Below are 20946 nucleotides of genomic sequence, written 5' to 3'. Positions count from 1 at the left end.
CCCGCAGGCCAAGAGGGGGCTGGCCCCCTCTTGGCAACCTTTATCAGCGCTTTCCGTAATACAGACCGACCACATGTTCGGCCTGGGCAAAGAACAGCCAGCGCGAGGTGGCGACGCCTGCCAGATGGGACAGGACTGCAATCAGCGCGAAGAGGTGGCCGAAGGGCAGCAGCAGCAGTATCCCAGGTACGACGAAGGCCAAGCCAAAGGCGATGATCCGCAGCTTGTCGCTATGCTTGCGCCCCACCACATGCACGAATTCACGCAGCAGATAGTTGGTACCTGTATGGGGCGGCTCGAACGCGCGCACGCTGCCGCGTGTGCCCAGGCCGGTCGCAGTGCCCAGATCCGTGCCCGAATGCGCAAGGGCCCGATCACCCATCTGCCAATAGCCCAACTGCACCAAGGCCGCGACCAGCAGCAAGGGCAGCGCGGCCCCGACCTGCCCGGCCAGCAAGGCGCCGCCCGCCAGGCTGAAGGACAGAAACATGGCCGGTGTCAGCTTCATATTCCAGCGCGGGATCGTCCTGAGCTGGGTATAGATCATCGAGGTGGTGAAGACGGTCAGAATGGAAAAAACAGAGCCTAACAGACCCAGAAGCCCCCATCTCTGGCCCAGAAACACCACTCCCAGCGCGTAGAGTCCCATCAGGACCAGCGCGATCACCGCGCACCAGCCTTCGCGGCTGAGCCAGCTGGACTTCCATTGCGTGAACGCTTTCAGCGCGCGCTCGGGATGACCAAGATGGAAGGTCGAGGCCATCAGCCCGCCAACCGCCAGCGCATAAGCGATGGCAAAGAAGGTAAAGGCGACCCAGCCGGTGACATCGGGCAGGCCAAGGCCCAGAAAGAATAGCAGGCCAAATCCGAGGCCGGACAGAGTGGTGAAGACGATGACGGATGGTGCGGGATGCATCAGCGAGATCCTCCGGGCATTTTGTCGAGCGCCTTGTCCAGCCAGCCAAGAAACCCGCCAGCTTCTTCGGCGACCGGTGCCAGCAGCGGTGCAAGAATGTCGATCTGTTCGTCGATCTGGTCCTTGGGGCGCGGGGGCAGGTATTTGTTCACCGGCTTGGTGTCCATTTCGGGCATCAGGTCCATGCCGCCGCGCTCTGCGGTCAATTTGCTGACATGGCTGTCGGGATCGGCGAAGTCGCCGAAATGGCGCGCGCCCGCCGGGCAGGTGCGCACGCAGGACGGCACGCGGTCTTCCTCGGGCAGGTTTTCGTTGTAGATCCGGTCTACGCAGAGCGTGCATTTCTTCATCACGCCCTCGGCCTGGTCCAGCTCGCGTGCGCCATATGGGCAGGACCAGGCGCAGAGACCGCAGCCGATGCAATCGCTTTCATTGACCAGAACGATCCCGTCCTCGACCCGCTTGTAGCTGGCCCCGGTGGGGCAGACGGTGACGCAGGGCGCATCCTCGCAATGCAGGCACGATTTCGGGAAGTGGATCAGCTGCGCGGGGCCTGTCTCGGGCTGCACCTCATAGGAATGCACCCTGTTCAGGAAAGTGCCCGAAGGATCTGCGCCATAGGGGTTCTGATCGCTGAGCGGCGCGCCGTAATTCTCGGTGTTCCAGCCTTTGCAGGAAATCACGCAGGCATGGCAGCCGACGCAGGTGTCCAGGTCGATGACCAGGCCCATCTTGCGCTCGGTCGTGGTGGGTAGCTCGGTCATGGGCCTGGCTCCATCTCAAAACAGTGTCGGGCGAAGTGTCGAATATCGGCGTTGAAGCGGTCGGGTTCTTCCCAGAACGGGCTGTGGCCGCACTCCTCATAGATCAGCACCCTGGCCGTGGGGATCGCCGCGGCTGCTTCTTCTCCGACCATCGGCGGCGCGGGGCGGTCATGCGCGCCCCACAGGATCAGCGCCGGGACGCGCATCTTGGCCAGATAGGGGCGGTAATCCTCGTCGCGTTGCCGCGCGGCCTTTCGGATATGCGGTGGGCAGAGCATGTTGAACCCGACCATGCGGGCCAGGTCATCCGGGTTGGGTTGTTGATGAAAACAGGCTCTGACAAAGGCCAAAGTGGCCGAAAGGTTTGCGGCTTGATCGGATGTCGTCATTCCGGCGGCGACAACGGCGTCATCCGCTGCGCGGGCATCGCGCGCCGCTGTCGCCATATGTGAGCCGGTTGTGGCAAAGGAATCCACCAGGCAGAACCCGGAAATGCCCTGATCGCCGAAATGTTTGACATAATCCCCGGCCACCGCGCCGCCCATCGACCAGCCAGCCAGCACGGGACGATCCAGCGACAGCGCATCGATGATGGCAGCCACATCCGAGGCCCAGGGCAGGGAATTGTCATAAGCCCCGGCGTCATCGGGTTTGTCCGAGGCGCCATGCCCACGCAAATCCGGCATGATAAGCCGAAACTCTTCTGCCAGCGGATATTGTCGTTCCCAGCTCAGATGGTGTTGCGACCAGCCATGAATCAACAGGATGGGTGGCGCCTCTTCGGGGCCGAGATCGAAGACCTCCAGTCTGACGCCATCATGCCCGGTGATCCGGTGCTGTCTCATTTCCCGACCTTCCAGGCCAGAGCGTCCGGCCCTTGACCAACCGGAGACTTGATCGGCGCAAATTCGGGCTGGCTCTGTGCTTCGCCTGGGGCGGCAGCCTTTTCGATTTTCACCTTCAGGTCGAACCAGGCCGCCTGACCGGTGACCGGGTCAGAATTGGCCCAGCGCAGCCCATCGCCCTTGGGCGGCAACAATTCGTGGATCAGATGGTTAAGCAAGAAGCCTTTGGTGGCTTCCGGCGCGTCATCGCTCAGCGCCCAGGCCCCCTTGCGCTTGCCAATGGCGTTCCAGGTCCAGACGGTGTTTTCGTTGAGCGAGGCCATCTCCATCACCGGTACGGTGATGGCGCCATGCGGGGACGAGACGCGCGCCCAGTCGCCATCACTCAGCCCGTGTTTGTGCATCAGCTTGGTCGGCACATAAAGCGGGTTGCGTCCGTGCAACTGGCGCAGCCAGGCGTTCTGCGTGCCCCAGGAGTGATACATCGCCATCGGGCGCTGGGTCAGCGCGTTGACGGTATAGCCTTCATTGCCGGTCTGATCGGTCTCATACCAGATTGGCAGCGGATCCAGCTGTTCCTTGATGCGGTCGCGCAGGTGATCGGGGGGTTGCCGGTCGCCATGCCCCTCGGCGGCCAGTTGGAACTTGCGCATGGGCTCTACATAAAGCTGGAACAGGTAAGGCTGCGGGCTGTCATAGATGCCCAATTCGACTGCCCAGTCCTGATAGGCGGTGTTCCACGGCTTGTAGTAATCCGCACCATCGGGGATATGCGCGATATAAAAGCTGCCATTTTCGATATAGCGATTCATCTGATCCGGATTGACCGCGCCGCGCCCTTCCTGATCGCCGTTCTCTCCCCGGAACCCGGCCAGCGGGCCAATGCCAGGGCGGCGCTCGTGGTTGACGATATAGTCGGCATAATCGGTGTATTTTGCCGACCCATCCTCATTGGTGAAACCGGGCAGCCCCATCTTGTTGGCCAACTGGACCAGAGCGGTCTGGAAGCCGCGCACATCACGATCAGGCTCAATCACCGGCCAACGGATCGCGTCTGCGGCTGCATCCGCTTCGCAAATCGGGCGGTCCAGCAACGAGATGCAGTCATGGCGCTCCAGATAGGTGGTGTCCGGCAGAATCAGGTCGGCATAGGCCACCATTTCCGATGAATAGGCATCAGAGTAGATGATCCGGGGGATCACATAGTCGCCATTCTCATCCTTGTCGGTCAGCATCTCCATGACACCTTTGGTGTTCATGGTCGAGTTCCACGACATGTTGGCCATATACATGAACAGCGTGTCGATCTTGTAGGGATCGCCCGCATGGGCGTTCGAGATCACCATATGCATCAGCCCGTGGCTGGACATCGGGTTTTCCCAGGTGAACGCCTTATCGATCCTTGCCGCGCTGCCATCCTCTTTCAGCGCCAGATGCTCGGGGCCGCGCACAAAACCCAGGTGAGGGCCATTGAGGGGGCCGCCGGGGGTGACGCCCACATGGGGCGCGGGGTGCGCCTCGACCGGCTTGGGATAGGGCGGCTTGAAGCGGAAGCCGCCGGGCACCTCGACCGTACCGAGCAAAATCTGCAGCACGTGCAAGGCGCGGCAGGTCTGGAACCCGTTGGCATGGGCCGAGATGCCGCGCATCGAATGCATCGAGACGGGTCGACCGATCATCTTGGAATGGGTTTCACCCCGGAAATCGGTCCATTCCTTGTCCAGCTCAAACGCCTCGTCAAAGGCGACACGTGCCAGTTCGGAGGCAATCGCGCGAATCTTGCCCACCGGAATGCCGCAGCGCTCTGCAACCGCCTCGGGCGCGTATTCGTCGCTGAGATAGCGTTCCGCCATCTGGTGGAAGACCGGGCGATGGGTCACGCCGTCTTTCTCATATGTCGCGGACAGATCGGGGCGTACGCCCTTCTGGTCGAATGGCGTGGGCTTTCCGGTGTTGCGGTCGATGACCAGTGGTTTGCCATCGTCGTCGCGCAAAAATAGACCCTGTTCCGGTCCTTCTGCGGCGTTTACCAGCACCGGCGCGTTGGTATAGCGGCTTAGATAGTCCAGATCGATCTTGCCCGCTTTCATCAGCACATGGATCATCGACAGGATGAACAACCCATCTGTACCAGGAGTGATTCCCACCCAGTCATCGGCAACCGCGTTATAGCCCGAGCGGATCGGGTTCACGCCGATCACCCGCGCGCCGCGCGCCTTGATCTTGCCCAGACCGATTTTGATCGGGTTGCTGTCATGGTCCTCGGCCACGCCGAATAGCATGAACAGCTTGGTGTGGTCCCAATCAGGCTGGCCAAACTCCCAGAATGCGCCGCCCATCGTGTAGATGCCGGCCGCCGCCATGTTGACCGAGCAAAACCCGCCATGCGCGGCATAGTTCGGGGTGCCGAAATTCTGCGCCCAGAAGCTGGTGAAGCTTTGCGATTGATCGCGGCCAGTGAAAAAGGCCAGCTTTGAGGGGTCGTCCTTGCGGATCGGCTCCAGCCAACCGGCGGCGATGTCCAGCGCCTCGTCCCAGCTGATCTCTTCGAACTCGCCAGACCCGCGCGGGCCGACCCGTTTAAGCGGCGCTTTCAGACGCGAAGGCGCATTGACCTGCATGATCCCCGCCGATCCCTTGGCGCACAAAACGCCCTTGTTCACCGGGTGATCCCGATTGCCTTCGATATAGGCAACCTTGCCATCCTTCATGTGGACATTGATGCCGCACCGGCAGGCGCACATATAACACGTCGTTTTGCGCACCTCGTCGGACACGGCGGGCGAGGTATCGATTATCGGCTGGTTCATATCGGCCCCTGTCGGTTTTCAGTTCGATCCTTCCCACATCCGTGCGAATTCAGGAACATTTTTTTCGTTTTGCCGTTCAGAATTTGCTTTTGTTCTAGGTCTAGGCGTTCTCCGCCTGAACCGCCGTAACGGCGATCATATGGAGGACATCCTCGGCTGAGCAGCCCCGCGAAAGGTCGTTCGCCGGTTTCGCAAGCCCCTGCAAAACAGGTCCGATGGCTTCTACGCCACCAATGCGCTGGGCGATCTTGTAGCCGAGGTTTCCGGCGTCCAGATTGGGGAACACAAAAACATTCGCCTGCCCCTCCAACGGAGAGTTTGCGGCTTTCTTGGCGGCAACTTCGGGTACGAAGGCGGCGTCGAATTGCAGCTCACCGTCAATCAGCAAATCCGGCTCGGCTGCTTTGACCAGGTTGGTTGCCTCGACCACTTTGGAAACGCGAGGATGATCCGCGCTGCCTGCTGTCGAGAAGGACAGCATCGCAACCCGCGGCACCTCACCGGTCAGGGCGTGGTAAGACGCGGCTGAACTACGCGCGATTTCAGCCATTTGAGCGGCATCCGGGTCGACGACCAAACCGCAATCAGAGAAGATATGCGCGCCTTTGACCTCGTGATGATCCTTGCAATAGAGCATCAGGAAGAAGCTGGAAACCATCGCGGCCTCTGGCGCCTTTCCGATGATCTGCAAAGCGGCCCGCACGGTGTTCGACGTGGTTTCGACTGCACCGCCAACCGTGCCGTCAGCCAGTCCCTGACGCACCAGCATCGCAGCGTAAACAAGCCTTTGCGTGACCTGCACCCGCGCCTGATCCAGTGTCATGCCCTTGTGCTGGCGCAGCTCAAAAAGCGCCTGCGCAAAATCTTCGCCATGAGAGGAGGTTGCGGGATCGTGGATCTCGATACCGTCCAGATCGGCCCCACCATGTGCAGCTAGCAGGTCCGAAACCTTGTCCCGCTCTCCCACCAGGATGATCTGGGCGATACCCTCGGCGCGGGCTTTTACCGCCCCTTCCACCACACGCGGATCATCGCCCTCAGCGAGGGCGATGATCTTGTCGGAGCTGGTCGCAGCCCCGAGTATTGTGCGTAAAGGTTTCACGCCCTTACGATCCGGCTTGCGGCTGCATGTCTGCGGCGTCGATCCCGGCCACACGTACCGGTTTCTTCATCGCGTCGCGGCGGAACGGATCGCCCAGTTCCTGGTTGATCATCGCTTCGATCAGGGTGGTGATACCGTTTTTCTGATCGATGATCGCCTGGTTCAGGGCGGCGGTCAGTTCGTCCATGGTCCGGGCCGCAACACCTTTCAGGCCACAAGCCTGCGCGATACCGGCATAAGACACTTCGGTGTCCAGCTCGGTGCCGACGAAGTTATCGTCGAACCACAGAGTCGAGTTACGCTTTTCCGCACCCCATTGGTAGTTGCGGAACACGATCTGAGTGATCGCAGGCCAGTCACCGCGGCCGATTGCGGTCAACTCGTTGACCGCAATCCCGAAGGCACCGTCGCCTGCGAAGCCCACAACCGGAACATCTGGCTGGCCGATTTTGGCACCAACGATGGCGGGCAGACCATAGCCGCAAGGACCGAACAGGCCGGGGGCGAGGTATTTGCGGCCTTCCTCAAACGCGGGGTATGCGTTGCCGATGGCGCAGTTGTTGCCGATGTCGGACGAGATGATCGCCTCTTTCGGCAGTGCGGCCTGAATGGCGCGCCATGCCATGCGGGGGCTCATCCAATCGGGCTTGGCTTCGCGTGCACGTACGTTCCAGTTGGTGCCCGGATCGTCCTGCTCATGTGTCAGCGAGGTCAGTTCCTGTGCCCATGCGGATTTCTTCTGGGCGATGTTGGCCTTGCGCTCTTCGCGGCCCGCGTCGCCTGCCGTGTCGGACAGTTGTGCCAGAATGCCGTTGGCCACTTTCGCGGCGTCGCCAACGATGCCTACAGACACTTTCTTGGTCAGGCCAATCCGGTCGGGGTTGATGTCGACCTGAATGATCTTCGCATCGGCGGGCCAGTATTCAATGCCATAGCCCGGCAGGGTCGAGAACGGGTTCAGGCGGGTGCCGAGGCACAAAACCACGTCTGCTTCCTTGATCAGCTCCATACCGGCTTTCGAACCGTTATAGCCCAGAGGACCAGCAAACAGCGGGTGGTTGCCAGGGAAGGCGTCGTTGTGCTGATAACCAACGCAGACCGGTGCGGTCAGACGCTCGGCTAGTGCTTTAGAGGCCTCGATACCGCCCTGAGCCAGAACAACACCGGCACCGTTCAGGATGACCGGCTTCTTGGCTTCGCTGAGAAGCGCGGCCGCCTGAGCGACCGAGTTTTCGCCACCCGGCGAACGCTCGAATTCGATCGGCTGCGGGATTTCGACGTCGATGACCTGGGTCCAGAAGTCGCGCGGGATATTCAGCTGCGCAGGTGCGGACAGGCGCTTGGCCTGCGCGATCACGCGAGCAAGAACCTCAGCGACGCGGGTGGGGTCGCGGACTTCTTCCTGATAGGCGACCATGTCTTCGAACAGTTTCATCTGTTCGACTTCCTGGAAGCCGCCCTGACCGATGGTCTTGTTGGCGGCCTGCGGGGTCACCAGCAGCAGTGGCGTGTGGTTCCAATAGGCAGTTTTGACGGCGGTTACGAAGTTGGTGATGCCGGGGCCGTTCTGGGCGATCATCATCGACACCTTGCCGGTGGCGCGGGTATAGCCATCGGCCATCATGCCGCCTGAACCTTCATGCGCGCAATCCCAGAACTTGATGCCAGCGGCAGGAAAGATGTCAGAGATTGGCATCATGGCAGAGCCGATGATCCCGAAAGCGTGCTCAATCCCGTGGGACTGCAGTGTTTTCACGAAGGCTTCTTCGGTAGTCATTTTCATGGGATGCGCTCCTGATGGCATAGAAATTAAACGGCATTGCGCCGCGAATTGACGTTGGGTCTAAGCCCTCTCGAACAACCTCAATAGGGCCAGAATTTGTCGCCGGTTAGGTCCAGGGACGTAATCTTTTGCAAATTAATGATATAAATGGTCTCAAAAATCAACATTTTTTGTGGCTTCGGCAATATATCTGATGCCAGTGGCCACTTTGGTGCTCGCGATTGAGGAATATCCTAGCCGGTAATACCCGGTTGGCTCATCAGGGCCGCTGAAAAACACCTTGCCGGGTTCGATCAGCACGCTGCGTGCGATCAGGCGGCGCGACAGTTCATAACTGTCCACGCCCTCCGGTGCCTTCATCCACAAGGACGACCCGCCATAAACACCGCGCCCCGCAATGGTCAGACCATGTTCGGCAATGGCCTTCTCCATCGCCTCGCGCCGCTGCTTGAGCGCGGCAGAGACCCGGCGAATCTGGGTGTCATAATGTCCGAGCGACAGGAAATAGGCCGCAGTGCGTTGAATATGCCCCGGTGGGTGGCGCAGGGTCAGCATCCGCAAAGCGCGAACCTCGCGGATGAAGGGCTCGGACCCAACGATGTAACCGATCCGCAGTCCCGGTGACAGAGATTTGGAGAAGCTGCCGACATAGATCACGCGCCCATCGGTATCCAGCGATTTGAGCGAGGGGGATGGCGCGCCGGCAAAGGCCATCTCGAAATCATAATCATCCTCGACGATCATCGCGTCGATCTCATGTGCTCGCGCCAGCAATGCCCGCCGACGCTCCAGCGGCATGGTGGCTGTGGTGGGGCTTTGATGGCTGGGTGTAGTGAAGATCACATCGGCGTCGTCGGGCACCGCATCGGGCGGCAACCCGTCCGCATCGACATCCAGTGGAGTGATTTGACAGGGCAGACGCCGGAGCATTTCAGTCAGCGCATAATAGCCGGGGTTTTCGATAGCGGCCCGGCGGCGGTGGTTCAGCAACACCTGCGCTGCCAGCCACAGCGCATTCTGAGCGCCCAGCGTGATCATTATTTCTTCGGGTCGTGCGGTGATGCCGCGCCGAGGCAGCGTGTGACGCGCAATGAACTCGATCAGCAGCGGATCGTCCTGATCCGCATAATCGGCGGTGAGCGAGGCGAAATCCTTCTGCCCCAAGGCCCGTACCGCGCAGAGCCGCCAGTTGGCATGGTCAAACAGGGTTGGGTCAGTCTGCCCGTAGATGAAGGGGTAGGAATAGCTGCGCCAGTCATGCGGTTTCAACAGCATGTCGCCGCCCGAATAGCTTCGCGCGATGGCGCGTCCCCAATCCACATTCTCCTCGGTCCGCTCGGGTGGAGCATAAGAGGGCGGGATCGGCGCATTCTCTGACACGAAATACCCCGACCGTCCTCGCGAGGTCAGGTAATCGTTCGAAAGCAGTTCGGTATAAGCCAGGGTCACCGTGATCCGGCTGACGCCCAAATGCCCGGCCAGCTTGCGCGAGGATGGCAGCTTTTCCCCCACGCGGAAACGACCCAGCAGAATGCCCTCGGCGATCATCTGCTGAATCTGGGCCTGCAAGGTGCCCTGCGCATCCGGTTTCAGGAAAAATGTATCGACGGCGATCCCCATGGCGCGACCCTAAACTGGACCGAGCGCGGGTGCAATCTGGACCTAATCGATGGCCGGCTTTCTTTTCTTCCAGATCGCAAGCGGCCCGTTCAGGCAGTCCATGTCGGGATAACAGGCCAGATCCTCGGCCAGCGGGGCGATGACATAGGCACCGGGTCTGAGCGTTTCGACCATCCGTTCCTCAAGCTGTCGCTGGATTTCGGGCACGCGGATGGGCCGGTAGGAAAAGATCACATCATAAGGGGCGTAGTCGAAGGTGAGGGCGTCCGCAACAAAGAGTTCGTCCTGCAGCCCCAGCGCCTGTTGGCCACGCCGGACCAGATTGACGTCCAGATCGAACCCCGCATGAGCCTTCGCATGCAATAGCCCCGACAGTTTTGTGATCAGCAGATTACGCCCTGTTGCACATCCGATCTCAAGGAAGGAGACCGGGCGATATGGTTCGCTAGGGGCAAAGAAATCGGGATCGTGGGTCAGCATTTGATCGACGGTGATCAATTGCCGGACAAAGCCGTCAAGTGGGTGCGGGATATAGCCGTGGGATTCCTCGGGCAGCACAAAGCTGCTTTCGTGATCCTCGTCGGGCAGGGCGCGAACGCGTTCGTCGATCAGGCTTTGCAAAGTCTTTTGCAAGGCAGCCGCCATTTGACACTGTGTACTGCGCTCGACCTCCAGCGCGGCCTCACTGCTATTGTGCGATCTCAGCAGATCCTCGAAGCCGTCCAGCCGGACCCGCAGGGTCTTGAGTCGGTCCTCAAACGAGCGCTGAAACCCGTTCAGTGTCTGCTGCAGCGAGCGAAATTTATGCCGGGTCGAGACCAGAAGGCTGTTGGAGGCAACCGCTTTCTCGCCCAGCGCTTTGGTAACCAATTCGGTGATCTGTTTTTCTTGCTTCTGTAGCTTAGTACGGGTCTTCTCCAGATCCTCTTGCGCCTCTTGCAGCTTTTCCAGCGCTTCATCCATGCGTAATGCGGAATGCAAGAGTTTGAATGGTCTTTCGCTCGGCATCTGATCCTCCGCCCCTCATCTGTCAGCGACGTTACAGGAAAACGCGCCCTTTCAAAGCCTCTCTCTGGTGAAGGGGGTTGACGACAGCCGAGGTCAAATATAACTATAAAACTAGTTTAATGGAGATTCGGAAATGTGGGAAACAGCAGCAACCGGTTTTGCGGCCATGGGGTCCGAGGCCCGGCTGAAGGTGCTTAGGACCCTCGTGCGGGCGGGTGAGGCTGGTTTGACCGTGGGCGAAATACGCAACCGTACCGGCATCGCCCCCTCGACCTTGGCCCATCACCTAAAGTTTCTGGCTGCGGGTGGTGTGGTGGAACAGAAAAAAATGGGCCGAAAGACCATAAACAGAGCCTGCTATGACCAGTTGCGAAACCTCTCCGACTTCATTCTTGCGGAATGTTGTGCGGACGATCTGAAGAAGGCAGCAAATGATGGCTGATCTGACACAAAGCCCACGCTCAGCGCGCCGGGTTCGGCTGCGACACCTGAAAACGCCCTGGGCACTGATCGCGCTGATCCTGCTGGCAGTTCTGGCTCTGGACCCCGGCAACTTCGAAACCGTAATCCGGTTTGCCACCGGTGCGCTGGCGCATACGGCGCCCTATATCCTGTTTGCGGTGCTGCTGCTGGCCTATCTCAAGGCGACCGGAGCCGAGGTGCTGGTGGCGAAGGCCTTTGAGGGGCGCGAAACCCGCATGATCCTGCTGGCGGCTCTGTTCGGTGGTCTTGCGCCCTTCTGTTCTTGCGAGGTTATTCCCTTCATCGCCGGTCTGCTGGCGCTGGGCGCGCCATTGTCCGCCGTGATGGCCTTCTGGCTCAGTTCGCCCCTGATCGACCCGCCGACCCTGTTGATCACGGCGGGGGCGCTGGGCTGGCCATTTGCAATTGGCAAGGCCGTCGCAGCGGTGGCGTTGGGCCTGTTCGGCGGGTTTGCCATCAAGACGCTGATGCGGACCGGAGCCTTTGCCCAGCCGCTGCGGGCATACACGCCACCCTGCTGCGGATGTGGCTCTAGCAAAGCTGAAACTCCTGTCTGGCAGTTCTGGCAGACTCCAGAGCGCCGGGCGCGGTTCCGTTCGGAATTCGCCACCAACGGGCTGTTCCTTCTGAAATGGTTGTCGCTGGCCTATGTGCTTGAGGCGCTTCTGGTCAGCTATGTGCCCGCCGATCTGATCGCACAGGTTGTCGGCGGCGAAGGTGTGATCCCGATTGCCACCGCAGCGCTTGTGGGCATGCCCGCCTATCTCAACTCCTACGTTGCGCCACCGCTGCTGGCGGGCCTGATGGAGCAGGGGATGAGCGCCGGGGCCGCGATGGCCTTCATGATCGCAGGCGCAGTCAGTTCCATCCCGGCTATGGCGGCGGTCTGGTCCCTGGTCAAACCAAGGGTCTTTGCGGCTTACCTGGGCCTTGGTGTCCTTGGCGCAATCATCGCGGGGATCCTGTTCCAGATGGTCTGAAACAGCAAATGGAAACAAACAGAAAGGGCGCCGCAGGGCGCCCTTTTGCATTTGATATCAGGAGGTTTCGGGTCCACAATTGGCGGGCACCTGCATCTGCCAATCCGAAAAAGGGATGATCTTCATGAGACGTTTGAGTTCACTCGCCGCAATTCTGTCTCTATGCCTCTGGTCCGGGTCGGCACAGGCACAGGCGCTGATTGACAAAGGTTTCGTGCATGGCTGGAACGTGATGGTTGACCCGGCTTTCGGCGACGGCTGTCTGATCCAGACCGTCTATCAGGACCTCTCGGTCGTGCGGCTGGGCTATGATGCGACCCAAAACCGGGGCTATTTCACCGTGATCAGCAAGGACTGGGGGCAGATCAAGAAGGGCGAGACCTATCCGATCGAATTCGATCTGGATGGCGAGAAGTTCGACGCCAATGCTATCGGCATGAAGGCCGCTGGCATTCCCGGCGCGGTGGTGTTTTTCACTGACCGCAGCTTTGTGGACGCGATCGCCAAGCGCAAGGTCATGACGGTCTATGGCGCATCCGGGCAAGAGGTGATGGCGATTGATTTGGCCGGCACGGGCAAGGCGCTGGAATATGCGCGCAAATGCCAGGATCAGCAGGGCTGAGGTCAGCGAATCGGATCGAACCGCGCATCCTTGGCACGGCAATCGCGGATCACGTCGCGACCGCAGGGCACCGGTTCCAGCGATTTCGACAGGCACAGGCGAGCCTCCTCGATAAAATCGTCGCGGCAGGTGATGGTGATCATGTCACGTTCCAATGCCGGGTTGGCTTGGAGGAAGGCCTCTTCCACCACGGCGGCGGGCAGGGTGACCGATTGGTCCAGCTTGCGAAAGACTGGCGGGCGGGTGACGGACATATAGGCTTGCCGGGACAACTCAAAATACTGCGCCGCAGTCAGGCCCGAACAGGTGCCGTGTTTCTTCCACTGATGCCAGGCCAGACCGGAACTGCCTTGAATATCTGACATTTCCCGCGTCATCCCGCGCGAGGGCGGCGCATGAGGTGTGCGGCAGTAGGAGGGCCAGCCCTGATGGAATTGCGGCCAGAGCCCGTGCAGAATCCAGCCATGATCCTGCGCGGCGTCGCATTGATCGGCCCCGCGCGCATCGCCCTCGCGCGCGCACCAGTTCGGTGACCAGCTGAGCGACAGGACGTAATAGTCGAACTCTCCCGCCTTCTCGCCCTCGGCAAACAGCGGAGCGGCGCTCAGGCACCAGACGAGAAACCAGCGCATTCGGCTCTTCCCTTATTGCAACACCGCGACTATATACGGGCCAAGTTCCCCGACAACGGAAACCTGCCCAAGGGCAACCTGGGCCGCCGAATTCCGGCGACGGGACAGATGTATTCTAAGGAGACAGGCTCATGTCGAAACCCCTGATGGCCAAGGCGACCGCCGTATGGCTGGTGGACAACACCACGATCAGCTTCAAGCAGATCGCGGATTTCGTGGGCATGCACGAGCTGGAAATTCAGGGCATCGCTGATGGCGATGTGGCTGCGGGTGTCAAAGGCTTTGACCCGATCGCCAATAATCAGCTGACCCAGGAAGAGATCGACAAGGCGCAGAACAACCCGCTGCACAAGTTGAAGCTCAAGTTCAACCCGGCAGCATCGGGTGAAGAAAAGCGCCGCGGTCCGCGTTATACCCCCCTCAGCAAACGTCAGGACCGCCCTGCTTCGATCCTGTGGCTGGTGAAGTTCCACCCCGAACTGAGCGACGGACAGATCTCCAAACTGGTCGGCACCACCAAGCCGACCATTCAGGCGATCCGCGAGCGGACCCATTGGAACATCTCCAACATTCAGCCCATCGACCCGGTTGCGCTGGGGCTTTGCAAGCAATCCGAACTGGATGCGATTGTTCAGAAAGCCGCCGCCAAGAAAGCCGCCGAAGGTGGCGTGATGAGCGATGATGAACGCCGCAAGCTGGTTTCGACCGAACAATCGCTTGAGATGGAGGCCGAGCCTCGCATCCCGACCGCGATTGAGGGGCTGGAGACCTTCACGCTGGGCAGCGCCCCGGAAGAGAAAAAAGAAGAGCCGATCGTCGATGCCGACAGCTTCTTCAACCTTCCCAATAGCGATGAGGACGAAGAGGAAGATAACGGCGACGATCCGCGCTACTGATCCCTCATTCATAAATGAACAGAAAGCCACCGGCATCCCCGGTGGCTTTTTTGTTGCCTCAAGGGCGGTTTCGACGTCTGCGGACTGACAACCAGAGCGGGTTCTGCGGGCTTGACCCATTCGGGTCTTTGCAGTTGGACTGTTGGGGCGATGTCCTGCGCGACCGGGCATCGCGGCAAACCGTTTTGAGGAGGCAGAGAATGACAAGGTCCAGAATCTATCAGGGTCTGATAACCGGATTGGCGGCGATGGTGCTGGCCACTATGCCGATCTCCGAGGCGCAGGCTGATCACAAGAAAAAGACCGACGATGCCATCAAGGGCGCGCTGATTGGGGCGGGTGTCGGCGCGTTGATCGGCAAAGGTCGAGGCGCTGCGGCAGGCGCCATCCTGGGTGCCGTGATTGGCGCGAACAAAGGATGACGGGGCCGAATATGGCTCTAACAAGGGCAAAAGAGCGAGGGAGGTTCTCTGCAATGTTCAGGAACAGCTTTTCCGGTGCGGCGCTTGTCGCGTTGCTGATGGCTCCAATCGGGGCCAGCGCCGATGAGGCGGCTGACGCGATGGTGCAGGACGCGCTGCCGGTTATGTATCACAGCTGCGCCAGTGTCGTGGAAGAAGGTCATGGCGATGAAGCCTTCGTATACGAGGTGGTCGAGAAAATGACCGCCGTGTCACTCTACAACCGACAGATCGATATCACCGCGTTTTCCGACAATGACGAGGACGCAGCGCGCCTGCACGCCGCCTTTGTCGAGGCGCTGGATGCCGGGTGCTCGGCAGATCAAAACGCCTTGCTGGCCGGGGTGGTCGACAACGCGGTGAAGGCGGCGTTGGGATTGTAAGCCCGATGCCATTGAAACAAAGAGCCCGCCAAATTGGCGGGCTTTATTCGTTTGATTGTTGGCTTCAGTGAACCACGGCATCATCCGGGCGCGGGCGGTCTGAGGTGCCCAGCCGGTCGCCGATGATCAACCCGTCCGGGCCTGCGGTCACAGGGACGGTTTCGCCATCCTTGATCTCACCGGCCAGCAGCGCTTCGGCCAGCGGGTTCTGCAATGCGCGTTGGATGACCCGTTTCAACGGCCGCGCGCCAAAGACTGGATCATAGCCTTCGCTCGCCAGCCATTCACGGGCACCGTCATCCAGCGCCAGGTCGATCTTGCGCCCTGCCAGACGTTTCCTGAGCCGCGCCATCTGGATATCGACGATCCCATCCATATCGCCGCGCTTGAGACGGTCGAAGATGATGGTTTCATCCAGACGGTTGAGGAATTCCGGCCGGAAATGCGCCCGGACCGCATCCATCACATCCCGCCGTGCCTGCGCGCTGTCCGCGCCTTCGGGTAACTGGCTGAGCGCCTGAGAGCCAAGGTTCGACGTCAGGATGATCAGCGTCTGCTTGAAGTCCACGGTGCGGCCCTGACCATCGGTCAGAACACCATCATCCAGAACCTGCAACAGCACGTTGAACACATCCGGATGCGCCTTTTCGACCTCGTCGAACAGCACGACCTGATAGGGCCTGCGCCGAACCGCTTCGGTCAGCGCACCGCCTTCGTCATAACCGACATAGCCCGGAGGAGCACCGATCAGACGGGCGACCGCGTGTTTCTCCATGAACTCGGACATGTCGATGCGCACCATCGCGTTGTCGTCATCGAACAGGAAGTTTGCCACCGCCTTGGTCAGCTCGGTCTTACCCACGCCCGTGGGTCCGAGGAACAGGAACGAGCCCAGCGGGCGGCCTTCATCATTCAGACCGGCCCGCGCGCGGCGCACGGCGTTGGCCACGGCGGTGACCGCCGCATCCTGACCGATGACACGCGCATGCAGTTCGTCTTCCATCCGCAGCAGCTTCTCACGCTCTCCTTCCAGCATTTTCGAGGTCGGAATGCCCGTCCAGCGCTCCACAACGGAGGCGATCTGTTCCGGGCGCACCGTTTCCTCGGCCATCATCTGGCTGCTTTCGGCGTTCTCGGCCTCGGTCAGCTTTTTCTCAAGCTCGGGGATGACGCCGTAGGACAGCTCACCCGCCTTGGCCAGATTGCCTTCACGCTTGGCGATCTCCAAATCGGCCCGCGCCTTGTCGAGCTGTTCCTTCAGATCGCGCGCGCTGGCCAGCTTGTCGCGTTCAGCCTGCCACTGAGCGGTCATCTCGGCGGATTGTTCCTGCAGGTCGGCCAAATCCTTTTGCAAGGTTTCCAGGCGATCCTTCGAGGCCGCGTCGTCTTCGAGCTTCAGCGCCTCTTCCTCGATCTGCATCTGCAGGATCTGGCGGTCGAGCTGGTCCAACTCCTCTGGTTTAGAGTCTACTTCCATCCGCAGACGTGACGCCGCCTCATCGACCAAATCGATGGCTTTGTCGGGCAGGAAGCGGTCGGTGATATAGCGATGCGACAGCGTCGCCGCCGACACCAGCGCCGAGTCCGAGATGCGCACGCCATGGTGCAGTTCGTATTTTTCCTTGATGCCGCGCAGGATGCTGATCGTGTCTTCGACCGTGGGTTCGGCGACAACAACAGGCTGGAAACGACGCGCAAGGGCCGCGTCTTTTTCGACGTATTTGCGGTACTCATCCAGCGTGGTCGCGCCGATACAATGCAACTCACCCCGCGCCAAGGCGGGCTTGATAAGGTTAGCGGCATCCATCGCGCCGTCAGATTTTCCGGCGCCGACCAGCGTGTGCATCTCATCAATGAACAGGATGATCTCACCCGCGGCCTCGGTCACCTCGGTCAGTACGGCCTTGAGGCGTTCTTCGAACTCGCCACGGTATTTCGCACCAGCGATCAGTGCACCCATGTCGAGCGCGAGCAGTTTCTTGTCTTTCAGCGATTCCGGCACGTCCCCATTGATGATACGCAGGGCCATGCCCTCGGCAATCGCGGTTTTACCAACGCCGGGTTCCCCGATCAGAACCGGGTTGTTCTTGGTACGACGAGACAGCACCTGCATTGAGCGACGGATTTCCTCATCCCGCCCAATAATAGGGTCGATTTTGCCCTCAGCAGCGGCCTCGGTTAGGTCGCGCGCGTATTTCTTTAGCGCGTCATAACCTTCTTCCGCTGATGCGGTATCAGCGGTGCGGCCTTTTCGGATGTCATTGATCGCCTCGTTCAGAGCCTGTGCCGACACATGACCCGCCTCCAGCGCCTCCTTGGCTTTGGATTTGACCATGCAAAGCGCCATCAGAATCCGCTCGACGGGAACAAAGCTGTCGCCCGCTTTCTGGGCAATTTTCTCGGCCTCGGCCAGCACCTTGCCGGTCTGGCCGTCCAGGTAGACCTGCGCGGCGTCTCCGCTGACTTTGGGCTGTTTCGACAGGCTAAGCTCCAGCGCCTCGGCCACGCGGCCAGGATTGCCGCCGGAGCGGGTGATCAGGTTGCTGGCAAGCCCCTGGTCATCATCCATCAGAGCCTTGAGAATATGCTCGGGTGTCAGCCTCTGGTGACCTTCGCGAATAGCAATGGTCTGAGCGGCCTGTACGAAACCTCGTGCCCGCTCGGTGAACTTGTTCAAGTCCATATTGTTCTCCTTTCAAAGCGCCCGGTTCGATCAGCGCCCGCTGGGCGGCACGCTACGGTTTGGGCCTCGGGAAATATTTGGGAAATATCGCTGCCGCTTCAAGAGGCTAGATAGCGAAATCGGCGCATGCTACGACTTTTGACCAATGCAGATGCCGGTGGCTGGCAATAGGGCGCATTTGAACCGGTTTTCACACCAGGAGTCCAAGGTCATTCAAATGGCCTTGCCGGGATGTGATGGGGTCTCTAATAGGGCCGCAGCAAGGAGTTTCCCATGTCCGATGACCGCCTGATTGTCGCCCTTGATGTCCCTGATGCGCTGGCCGGACTTAAGCTGGCCGAGCAGATCGGCGATGCGGTGTCGTTTTACAAGATCGGGCTGGGCATGTTGACCGGTGGCGGGTTGGCCTTGGCCAATGAGTTGAAGCAGGAACATGGCAAGCGCATCTTTCTGGACATGAAGCTGTTCGATATCGGTGCGACCGTTGAAAACGCCGTTCGAGGGCTGGCGCAGTTCGATCTGGATTTCCTGACGGTGCATGGCGACCCTTACGTGGTGCGCGCCGCCAAGGAAGGCGCGGCGGGCAAGGACCTGAAGATTCTCGCCGTCACGATCCTGACCTCACTGGACCGAAACGATCTGGACGCGGCACTTCTGAAACCGGGTGAGGTCAGCAACATGGTCGTCGAACGCGCCGCAAACGCGTTCGAGGCAGGAGCGGATGGCGTCATTGCCTCACCGCAGGAGGCCGCGCTGATCCGCGCGCTGCCCGAGGCCGAGGGACGGTTGATCGTGACCCCTGGTGTACGTCCCGCCGGGGCTGATCTGGGTGATCAGAAACGGGTGGCGACACCGGCCAATGCGGTGGCGGGTGGTGCCGATCATATCGTGGTCGGGCGCCCGGTCTGGCAGTCGGCAAATCCTCAACAGGCGGCGCTGGATATCCTGTCCGAACTCAACAGTCCGCAGGCCCAGACGCCTAACCGGTGAGCCATAAGCCCACTAAAGTATGATGTGCCCGGAAAGGCACATTCCTGACGCTCATTTACATCACACGCAAATTTCTGCTTGGGAATCTCGCCGGTCTGGGCGACTCTCAGCTTGAGACACTCCCCAACGGACCTTCATCTTCCTGTGGTTCGTTACCTCCCCCCGCCAATCTTCGCGGGGGGTCTTTCTTGTTAGGAAGGTCATTCGGGTGAGGCGACATACCCGCCGGAAGTCTCTGTCAGGTAATCGGACAACCGGGCCTTGAACAGCGATATGCCCTTGGGATGTGCAAGATAGGCCTCCGGGGCCATCATGCGCCAGCTTTGCCCCTCATCCCCAAGTCGTATCTTATCGATCAGGCCCTCGCCCAGCCGAGCGACAAAGAACCAGTTGCCGCCGTAACGCCGTGACCAGATCAGATCGCTTGCCGACAGGCTTAGGCCCACTTCCTCTCGCGTTTCGCGCAGCGCGCAGGCCTTGGGTGTCTCGTTGCCCTCGCGGCCTCCGCCCGGGAAATCCCAGCAGCCCGGATAGGGGATATGGGCATAATCGTCGCGCTGGATGACAACCAGGTCCCGGCCCAGAAACAGGGCCAGTTTTGCGCCGCGAAAGTTGGACATGCTGTAACACCGTGTTTTGCCGCGCCAACCTGACACGGGAAATGCCGCGCGCCAACATCTTCCACTGCTCTGCCGACAGGAGTAGGTTGCGCCCATGCCTGCCCTGTGTCGTGATTGCCTGTCCATGCTGGAAAACGCCCGGCGCTGCCCGAACTGCGGCAGCCCTAGGGTGAAGACGCATGCGGAGCTTTTCGATCTGACGATCGCGCATATGGATTGCGACGCGTTCTACGCCTCGGTCGAAAAGCGTGACAACCCCGAACTGGCCGACAAACCGGTGATCATCGGCGGTGGCAGGCGGGGCGTTGTTTCCACCGCCTGTTATGTGGCGCGCATCCGGGGTGTGCGCTCGGCGATGCCGATGTTCAAGGCGCTGGCGCTTTGTCCTGATGCGGTGGTGATCAGGCCCCGAATGTCGGTCTATGCAGAGGTTTCGAAACAGATCCGCGCAATGATGGACGAACTGACCCCGGTGGTCGAACCGCTATCGCTGGACGAGGCGTTCATGGATCTGAGCGGCACCGAACGGCTGCATGGTGCGCCACCGGCAGTGATGCTGGCGGGGCTGGTCAAACGCATTAAGGATGAGTTGGGTTTGACCGGTTCGATCGGGCTGAGCCACAACAAGTTTCTGGCCAAAGTGGCCTCCGACCTCGACAAGCCACGCGGGTTTTCAGTGATCGGCGCGGCGGAAACAGTGGCGTTTCTGCATGACAAGCCGGTGCGGCTGATCTGGGGCATCGGCCCGGCGGGGCAGGAATCGTTGGAAAAGGCCGGGATTCGCACCTTTGCCGACCTGCTGCGCTGGGAGCAGGAGGCGCTGACCGCGCGGTTCGGATCGATGGGCTACCGGCTATGGCATCTGGCGCGGGGACAGGACAAGCGGCGAGTCTCGGCTCATGATCCGATCAAATCGATCAGCAACGAGACCACGTTTTTCGAAGACACCGCCAACACGGATGTGCTGGACGGGCATTTGTGGCGCATGGCCGAAAAGGTTTCGGGCCGGGCCAAGGCGCGGGGGCTGGCCGGGCGGGTGGTGACGCTAAAGCTCAAGCAATCCAACCATAAAATCCTGACCCGCCGGGTGTCGCTGCGAGATGCCACGCAGATGGCCGACACCATCTATCGACAGGCACGGGCGCTGTTTGATCAGCTGGGTGATCGCGGCCCCTACCGTCTGCTGGGCTGTGGCTTGTCGGATTTGTGTTCCGAGGCGGAGGCGGATAAATCCGGCGACCTGCTTGATCCGGGTGCCGCGCAAAGATCGGTGGCAGAGCGCGCGACGGATGACATCCGCAAGCGTTTCGGAAGTGACGCCATCGTCAAGGGGCGCGCGCTGCGATAG

The 20946-nt window shown here is 60.4% G+C and carries 19 protein-coding genes; 8 read left to right on the top strand and 11 right to left on the bottom strand.

Annotated elements, in window-relative coordinates; translation table 11 throughout:
• Positions 1–43: 43 nt before the first annotated feature.
• The 8 genes from Q5Y75_RS14310 to Q5Y75_RS14275 form a co-directional block, all read right to left on the bottom strand.
• A complete protein-coding gene (locus tag Q5Y75_RS14310) occupies positions 44–916 on the bottom strand; it encodes a dimethyl sulfoxide reductase anchor subunit family protein (protein WP_306198564.1) in 873 nt (290 codons plus the stop codon).
• Positions 916–1680 carry a 4Fe-4S dicluster domain-containing protein gene (locus Q5Y75_RS14305; protein WP_306198562.1) on the bottom strand — a complete coding sequence of 255 codons (765 nt, stop codon included), beginning with the start codon at positions 1678–1680 and terminating at the stop codon, positions 916–918. Before Q5Y75_RS14305 ends, Q5Y75_RS14310 begins: the two co-directional genes overlap by 1 nt.
• On the bottom strand, positions 1677–2525 hold the full coding sequence (locus tag Q5Y75_RS14300; protein ID WP_306198559.1) for an alpha/beta fold hydrolase: 849 nt from the start codon (positions 2523–2525) through the stop codon (positions 1677–1679). Before Q5Y75_RS14300 ends, Q5Y75_RS14305 begins: the two co-directional genes overlap by 4 nt.
• The gene (locus tag Q5Y75_RS14295) at positions 2522–5335 is read right to left on the bottom strand and encodes a molybdopterin oxidoreductase family protein (protein ID WP_306198556.1); all 2814 of its coding nucleotides are present in this window, start codon (positions 5333–5335) and stop codon (positions 2522–2524) included. The genes Q5Y75_RS14300 and Q5Y75_RS14295 overlap by 4 nt, the downstream gene beginning before the upstream one ends.
• A gap of 100 nt (positions 5336–5435) precedes the next feature.
• Positions 5436–6437, bottom strand: a complete 1002-nt coding sequence (gene pta, locus Q5Y75_RS14290) for a phosphate acetyltransferase (protein ID WP_306198553.1) — start codon at positions 6435–6437, stop codon at positions 5436–5438.
• Between the two features lie 4 nt (positions 6438–6441).
• Complete coding sequence (xsc, locus tag Q5Y75_RS14285) at positions 6442–8220, bottom strand: sulfoacetaldehyde acetyltransferase (protein WP_306198550.1); 1779 nt, start codon at positions 8218–8220, stop codon at positions 6442–6444.
• Between the two features lie 153 nt (positions 8221–8373).
• A complete protein-coding gene (gene pdxR, locus Q5Y75_RS14280) occupies positions 8374–9840 on the bottom strand; it encodes a MocR-like pyridoxine biosynthesis transcription factor PdxR (protein ID WP_306198548.1) in 1467 nt (488 codons plus the stop codon).
• Positions 9841–9882: 42 nt separating this feature from the next.
• A complete protein-coding gene (locus Q5Y75_RS14275) occupies positions 9883–10848 on the bottom strand; it encodes a class I SAM-dependent methyltransferase (RefSeq protein ID WP_306198547.1) in 966 nt (321 codons plus the stop codon).
• Positions 10849–10981: 133 nt separating this feature from the next.
• Between Q5Y75_RS14275 and Q5Y75_RS14270 the strand changes: the two genes are divergently transcribed.
• The 3 genes from Q5Y75_RS14270 to Q5Y75_RS14260 all read left to right on the top strand — a co-directional run bounded on the left by Q5Y75_RS14270 (position 10982) and on the right by Q5Y75_RS14260 (position 12933).
• The gene (locus Q5Y75_RS14270) at positions 10982–11290 is read left to right on the top strand and encodes an ArsR/SmtB family transcription factor (protein WP_306198545.1); all 309 of its coding nucleotides are present in this window, start codon (positions 10982–10984) and stop codon (positions 11288–11290) included.
• Positions 11283–12311 carry a permease gene (locus tag Q5Y75_RS14265; RefSeq protein WP_306198543.1) on the top strand — a complete coding sequence of 343 codons (1029 nt, stop codon included), beginning with the start codon at positions 11283–11285 and terminating at the stop codon, positions 12309–12311. Before Q5Y75_RS14270 ends, Q5Y75_RS14265 begins: the two co-directional genes overlap by 8 nt.
• Positions 12312–12435: 124 nt before the next feature.
• Positions 12436–12933: a hypothetical protein gene (locus Q5Y75_RS14260; RefSeq protein WP_306198541.1), complete on the top strand. Its 498-nt coding sequence runs from the start codon at positions 12436–12438 to the stop codon at positions 12931–12933.
• A gap of 2 nt (positions 12934–12935) precedes the next feature.
• Here the strand turns inward: Q5Y75_RS14260 and Q5Y75_RS14255 are convergent, their stop codons facing one another.
• Positions 12936–13565, bottom strand: coding sequence for a ribonuclease T2 family protein (locus tag Q5Y75_RS14255; RefSeq protein WP_306198538.1), 630 nt, complete (start codon positions 13563–13565; stop codon positions 12936–12938).
• A 131-nt stretch (positions 13566–13696) separates the two neighbouring features.
• Here Q5Y75_RS14255 and Q5Y75_RS14250 point away from each other — a divergent pair, with 131 nt between their 5' ends.
• The 3 genes from Q5Y75_RS14250 (at position 13697) to Q5Y75_RS14240 (ending at position 15305) form a co-directional block, all read left to right on the top strand.
• Positions 13697–14461: a DUF1013 domain-containing protein gene (locus Q5Y75_RS14250; RefSeq protein WP_306198535.1), complete on the top strand. Its 765-nt coding sequence runs from the start codon at positions 13697–13699 to the stop codon at positions 14459–14461.
• A gap of 200 nt (positions 14462–14661) precedes the next feature.
• Complete coding sequence (locus Q5Y75_RS14245) at positions 14662–14883, top strand: YMGG-like glycine zipper-containing protein (RefSeq protein WP_306198532.1); 222 nt, start codon at positions 14662–14664, stop codon at positions 14881–14883.
• A gap of 53 nt (positions 14884–14936) precedes the next feature.
• Positions 14937–15305 (top strand): hypothetical protein, encoded by a 369-nt coding sequence (locus Q5Y75_RS14240; protein WP_306198529.1) that lies wholly within the window; start codon positions 14937–14939, stop codon positions 15303–15305.
• Between the two features lie 64 nt (positions 15306–15369).
• On the opposite strand, the gene clpB is transcribed toward Q5Y75_RS14240, so the two are convergent.
• The gene (gene clpB / locus Q5Y75_RS14235) at positions 15370–17988 is read right to left on the bottom strand and encodes an ATP-dependent chaperone ClpB (RefSeq protein WP_306198527.1); all 2619 of its coding nucleotides are present in this window, start codon (positions 17986–17988) and stop codon (positions 15370–15372) included.
• A gap of 273 nt (positions 17989–18261) precedes the next feature.
• Here clpB and pyrF point away from each other — a divergent pair, with 273 nt between their 5' ends.
• Complete coding sequence (gene pyrF / locus Q5Y75_RS14230) at positions 18262–18978, top strand: orotidine-5'-phosphate decarboxylase (protein WP_306198525.1); 717 nt, start codon at positions 18262–18264, stop codon at positions 18976–18978.
• A gap of 200 nt (positions 18979–19178) precedes the next feature.
• Here pyrF and Q5Y75_RS14225 read toward each other — a convergent pair whose 3' ends face one another.
• The gene (locus tag Q5Y75_RS14225; protein ID WP_306198522.1) at positions 19179–19598 is read right to left on the bottom strand and encodes an NUDIX hydrolase; all 420 of its coding nucleotides are present in this window, start codon (positions 19596–19598) and stop codon (positions 19179–19181) included.
• Between the two features lie 94 nt (positions 19599–19692).
• Between Q5Y75_RS14225 and Q5Y75_RS14220 the strand changes: the two genes are divergently transcribed.
• Positions 19693–20946: a DNA polymerase IV gene (locus tag Q5Y75_RS14220; protein WP_306198519.1), complete on the top strand. Its 1254-nt coding sequence runs from the start codon at positions 19693–19695 to the stop codon at positions 20944–20946.

It is taken from the genome of Ruegeria discodermiae, from assembly GCF_030758345.1.
Taxonomy (GTDB): domain Bacteria; phylum Pseudomonadota; class Alphaproteobacteria; order Rhodobacterales; family Rhodobacteraceae; genus Ruegeria_C.
This window is presented reverse-complemented; position numbering and strand designations above follow the sequence as displayed.

Excerpts from the sequence above, each read along its gene's own strand:
- Q5Y75_RS14310 (WP_306198564.1), bottom strand. The coding sequence starts at position 916 with ATGCATCCCGCACCATCCGTCATCGTCTTCACCACTCTGTCCGGCCTC.
- Q5Y75_RS14305 (WP_306198562.1), bottom strand. The coding sequence starts at position 1,680 with ATGACCGAGCTACCCACCACGACCGAGCGCAAGATGGGCCTGGTCATC.
- Q5Y75_RS14300 (WP_306198559.1), bottom strand. The coding sequence starts at position 2,525 with ATGAGACAGCACCGGATCACCGGGCATGATGGCGTCAGACTGGAGGTC.
- Q5Y75_RS14295 (WP_306198556.1), bottom strand. The coding sequence starts at position 5,335 with ATGAACCAGCCGATAATCGATACCTCGCCCGCCGTGTCCGACGAGGTG.
- xsc (WP_306198550.1), bottom strand. The coding sequence starts at position 8,220 with ATGAAAATGACTACCGAAGAAGCCTTCGTGAAAACACTGCAGTCCCAC.
- pdxR (WP_306198548.1), bottom strand. The coding sequence starts at position 9,840 with ATGGGGATCGCCGTCGATACATTTTTCCTGAAACCGGATGCGCAGGGC.
- Q5Y75_RS14275 (WP_306198547.1), bottom strand. The coding sequence starts at position 10,848 with ATGCCGAGCGAAAGACCATTCAAACTCTTGCATTCCGCATTACGCATG.
- Q5Y75_RS14270 (WP_306198545.1), top strand. The coding sequence starts at position 10,982 with ATGTGGGAAACAGCAGCAACCGGTTTTGCGGCCATGGGGTCCGAGGCC.
- Q5Y75_RS14265 (WP_306198543.1), top strand. The coding sequence starts at position 11,283 with ATGGCTGATCTGACACAAAGCCCACGCTCAGCGCGCCGGGTTCGGCTG.
- Q5Y75_RS14260 (WP_306198541.1), top strand. The coding sequence starts at position 12,436 with ATGAGACGTTTGAGTTCACTCGCCGCAATTCTGTCTCTATGCCTCTGG.
- Q5Y75_RS14255 (WP_306198538.1), bottom strand. The coding sequence starts at position 13,565 with ATGCGCTGGTTTCTCGTCTGGTGCCTGAGCGCCGCTCCGCTGTTTGCC.
- Q5Y75_RS14250 (WP_306198535.1), top strand. The coding sequence starts at position 13,697 with ATGTCGAAACCCCTGATGGCCAAGGCGACCGCCGTATGGCTGGTGGAC.
- Q5Y75_RS14245 (WP_306198532.1), top strand. The coding sequence starts at position 14,662 with ATGACAAGGTCCAGAATCTATCAGGGTCTGATAACCGGATTGGCGGCG.
- Q5Y75_RS14240 (WP_306198529.1), top strand. The coding sequence starts at position 14,937 with ATGTTCAGGAACAGCTTTTCCGGTGCGGCGCTTGTCGCGTTGCTGATG.
- clpB (WP_306198527.1), bottom strand. The coding sequence starts at position 17,988 with ATGGACTTGAACAAGTTCACCGAGCGGGCACGAGGTTTCGTACAGGCC.
- pyrF (WP_306198525.1), top strand. The coding sequence starts at position 18,262 with ATGTCCGATGACCGCCTGATTGTCGCCCTTGATGTCCCTGATGCGCTG.
- Q5Y75_RS14225 (WP_306198522.1), bottom strand. The coding sequence starts at position 19,598 with ATGTCCAACTTTCGCGGCGCAAAACTGGCCCTGTTTCTGGGCCGGGAC.
- Q5Y75_RS14220 (WP_306198519.1), top strand. The coding sequence starts at position 19,693 with ATGCCTGCCCTGTGTCGTGATTGCCTGTCCATGCTGGAAAACGCCCGG.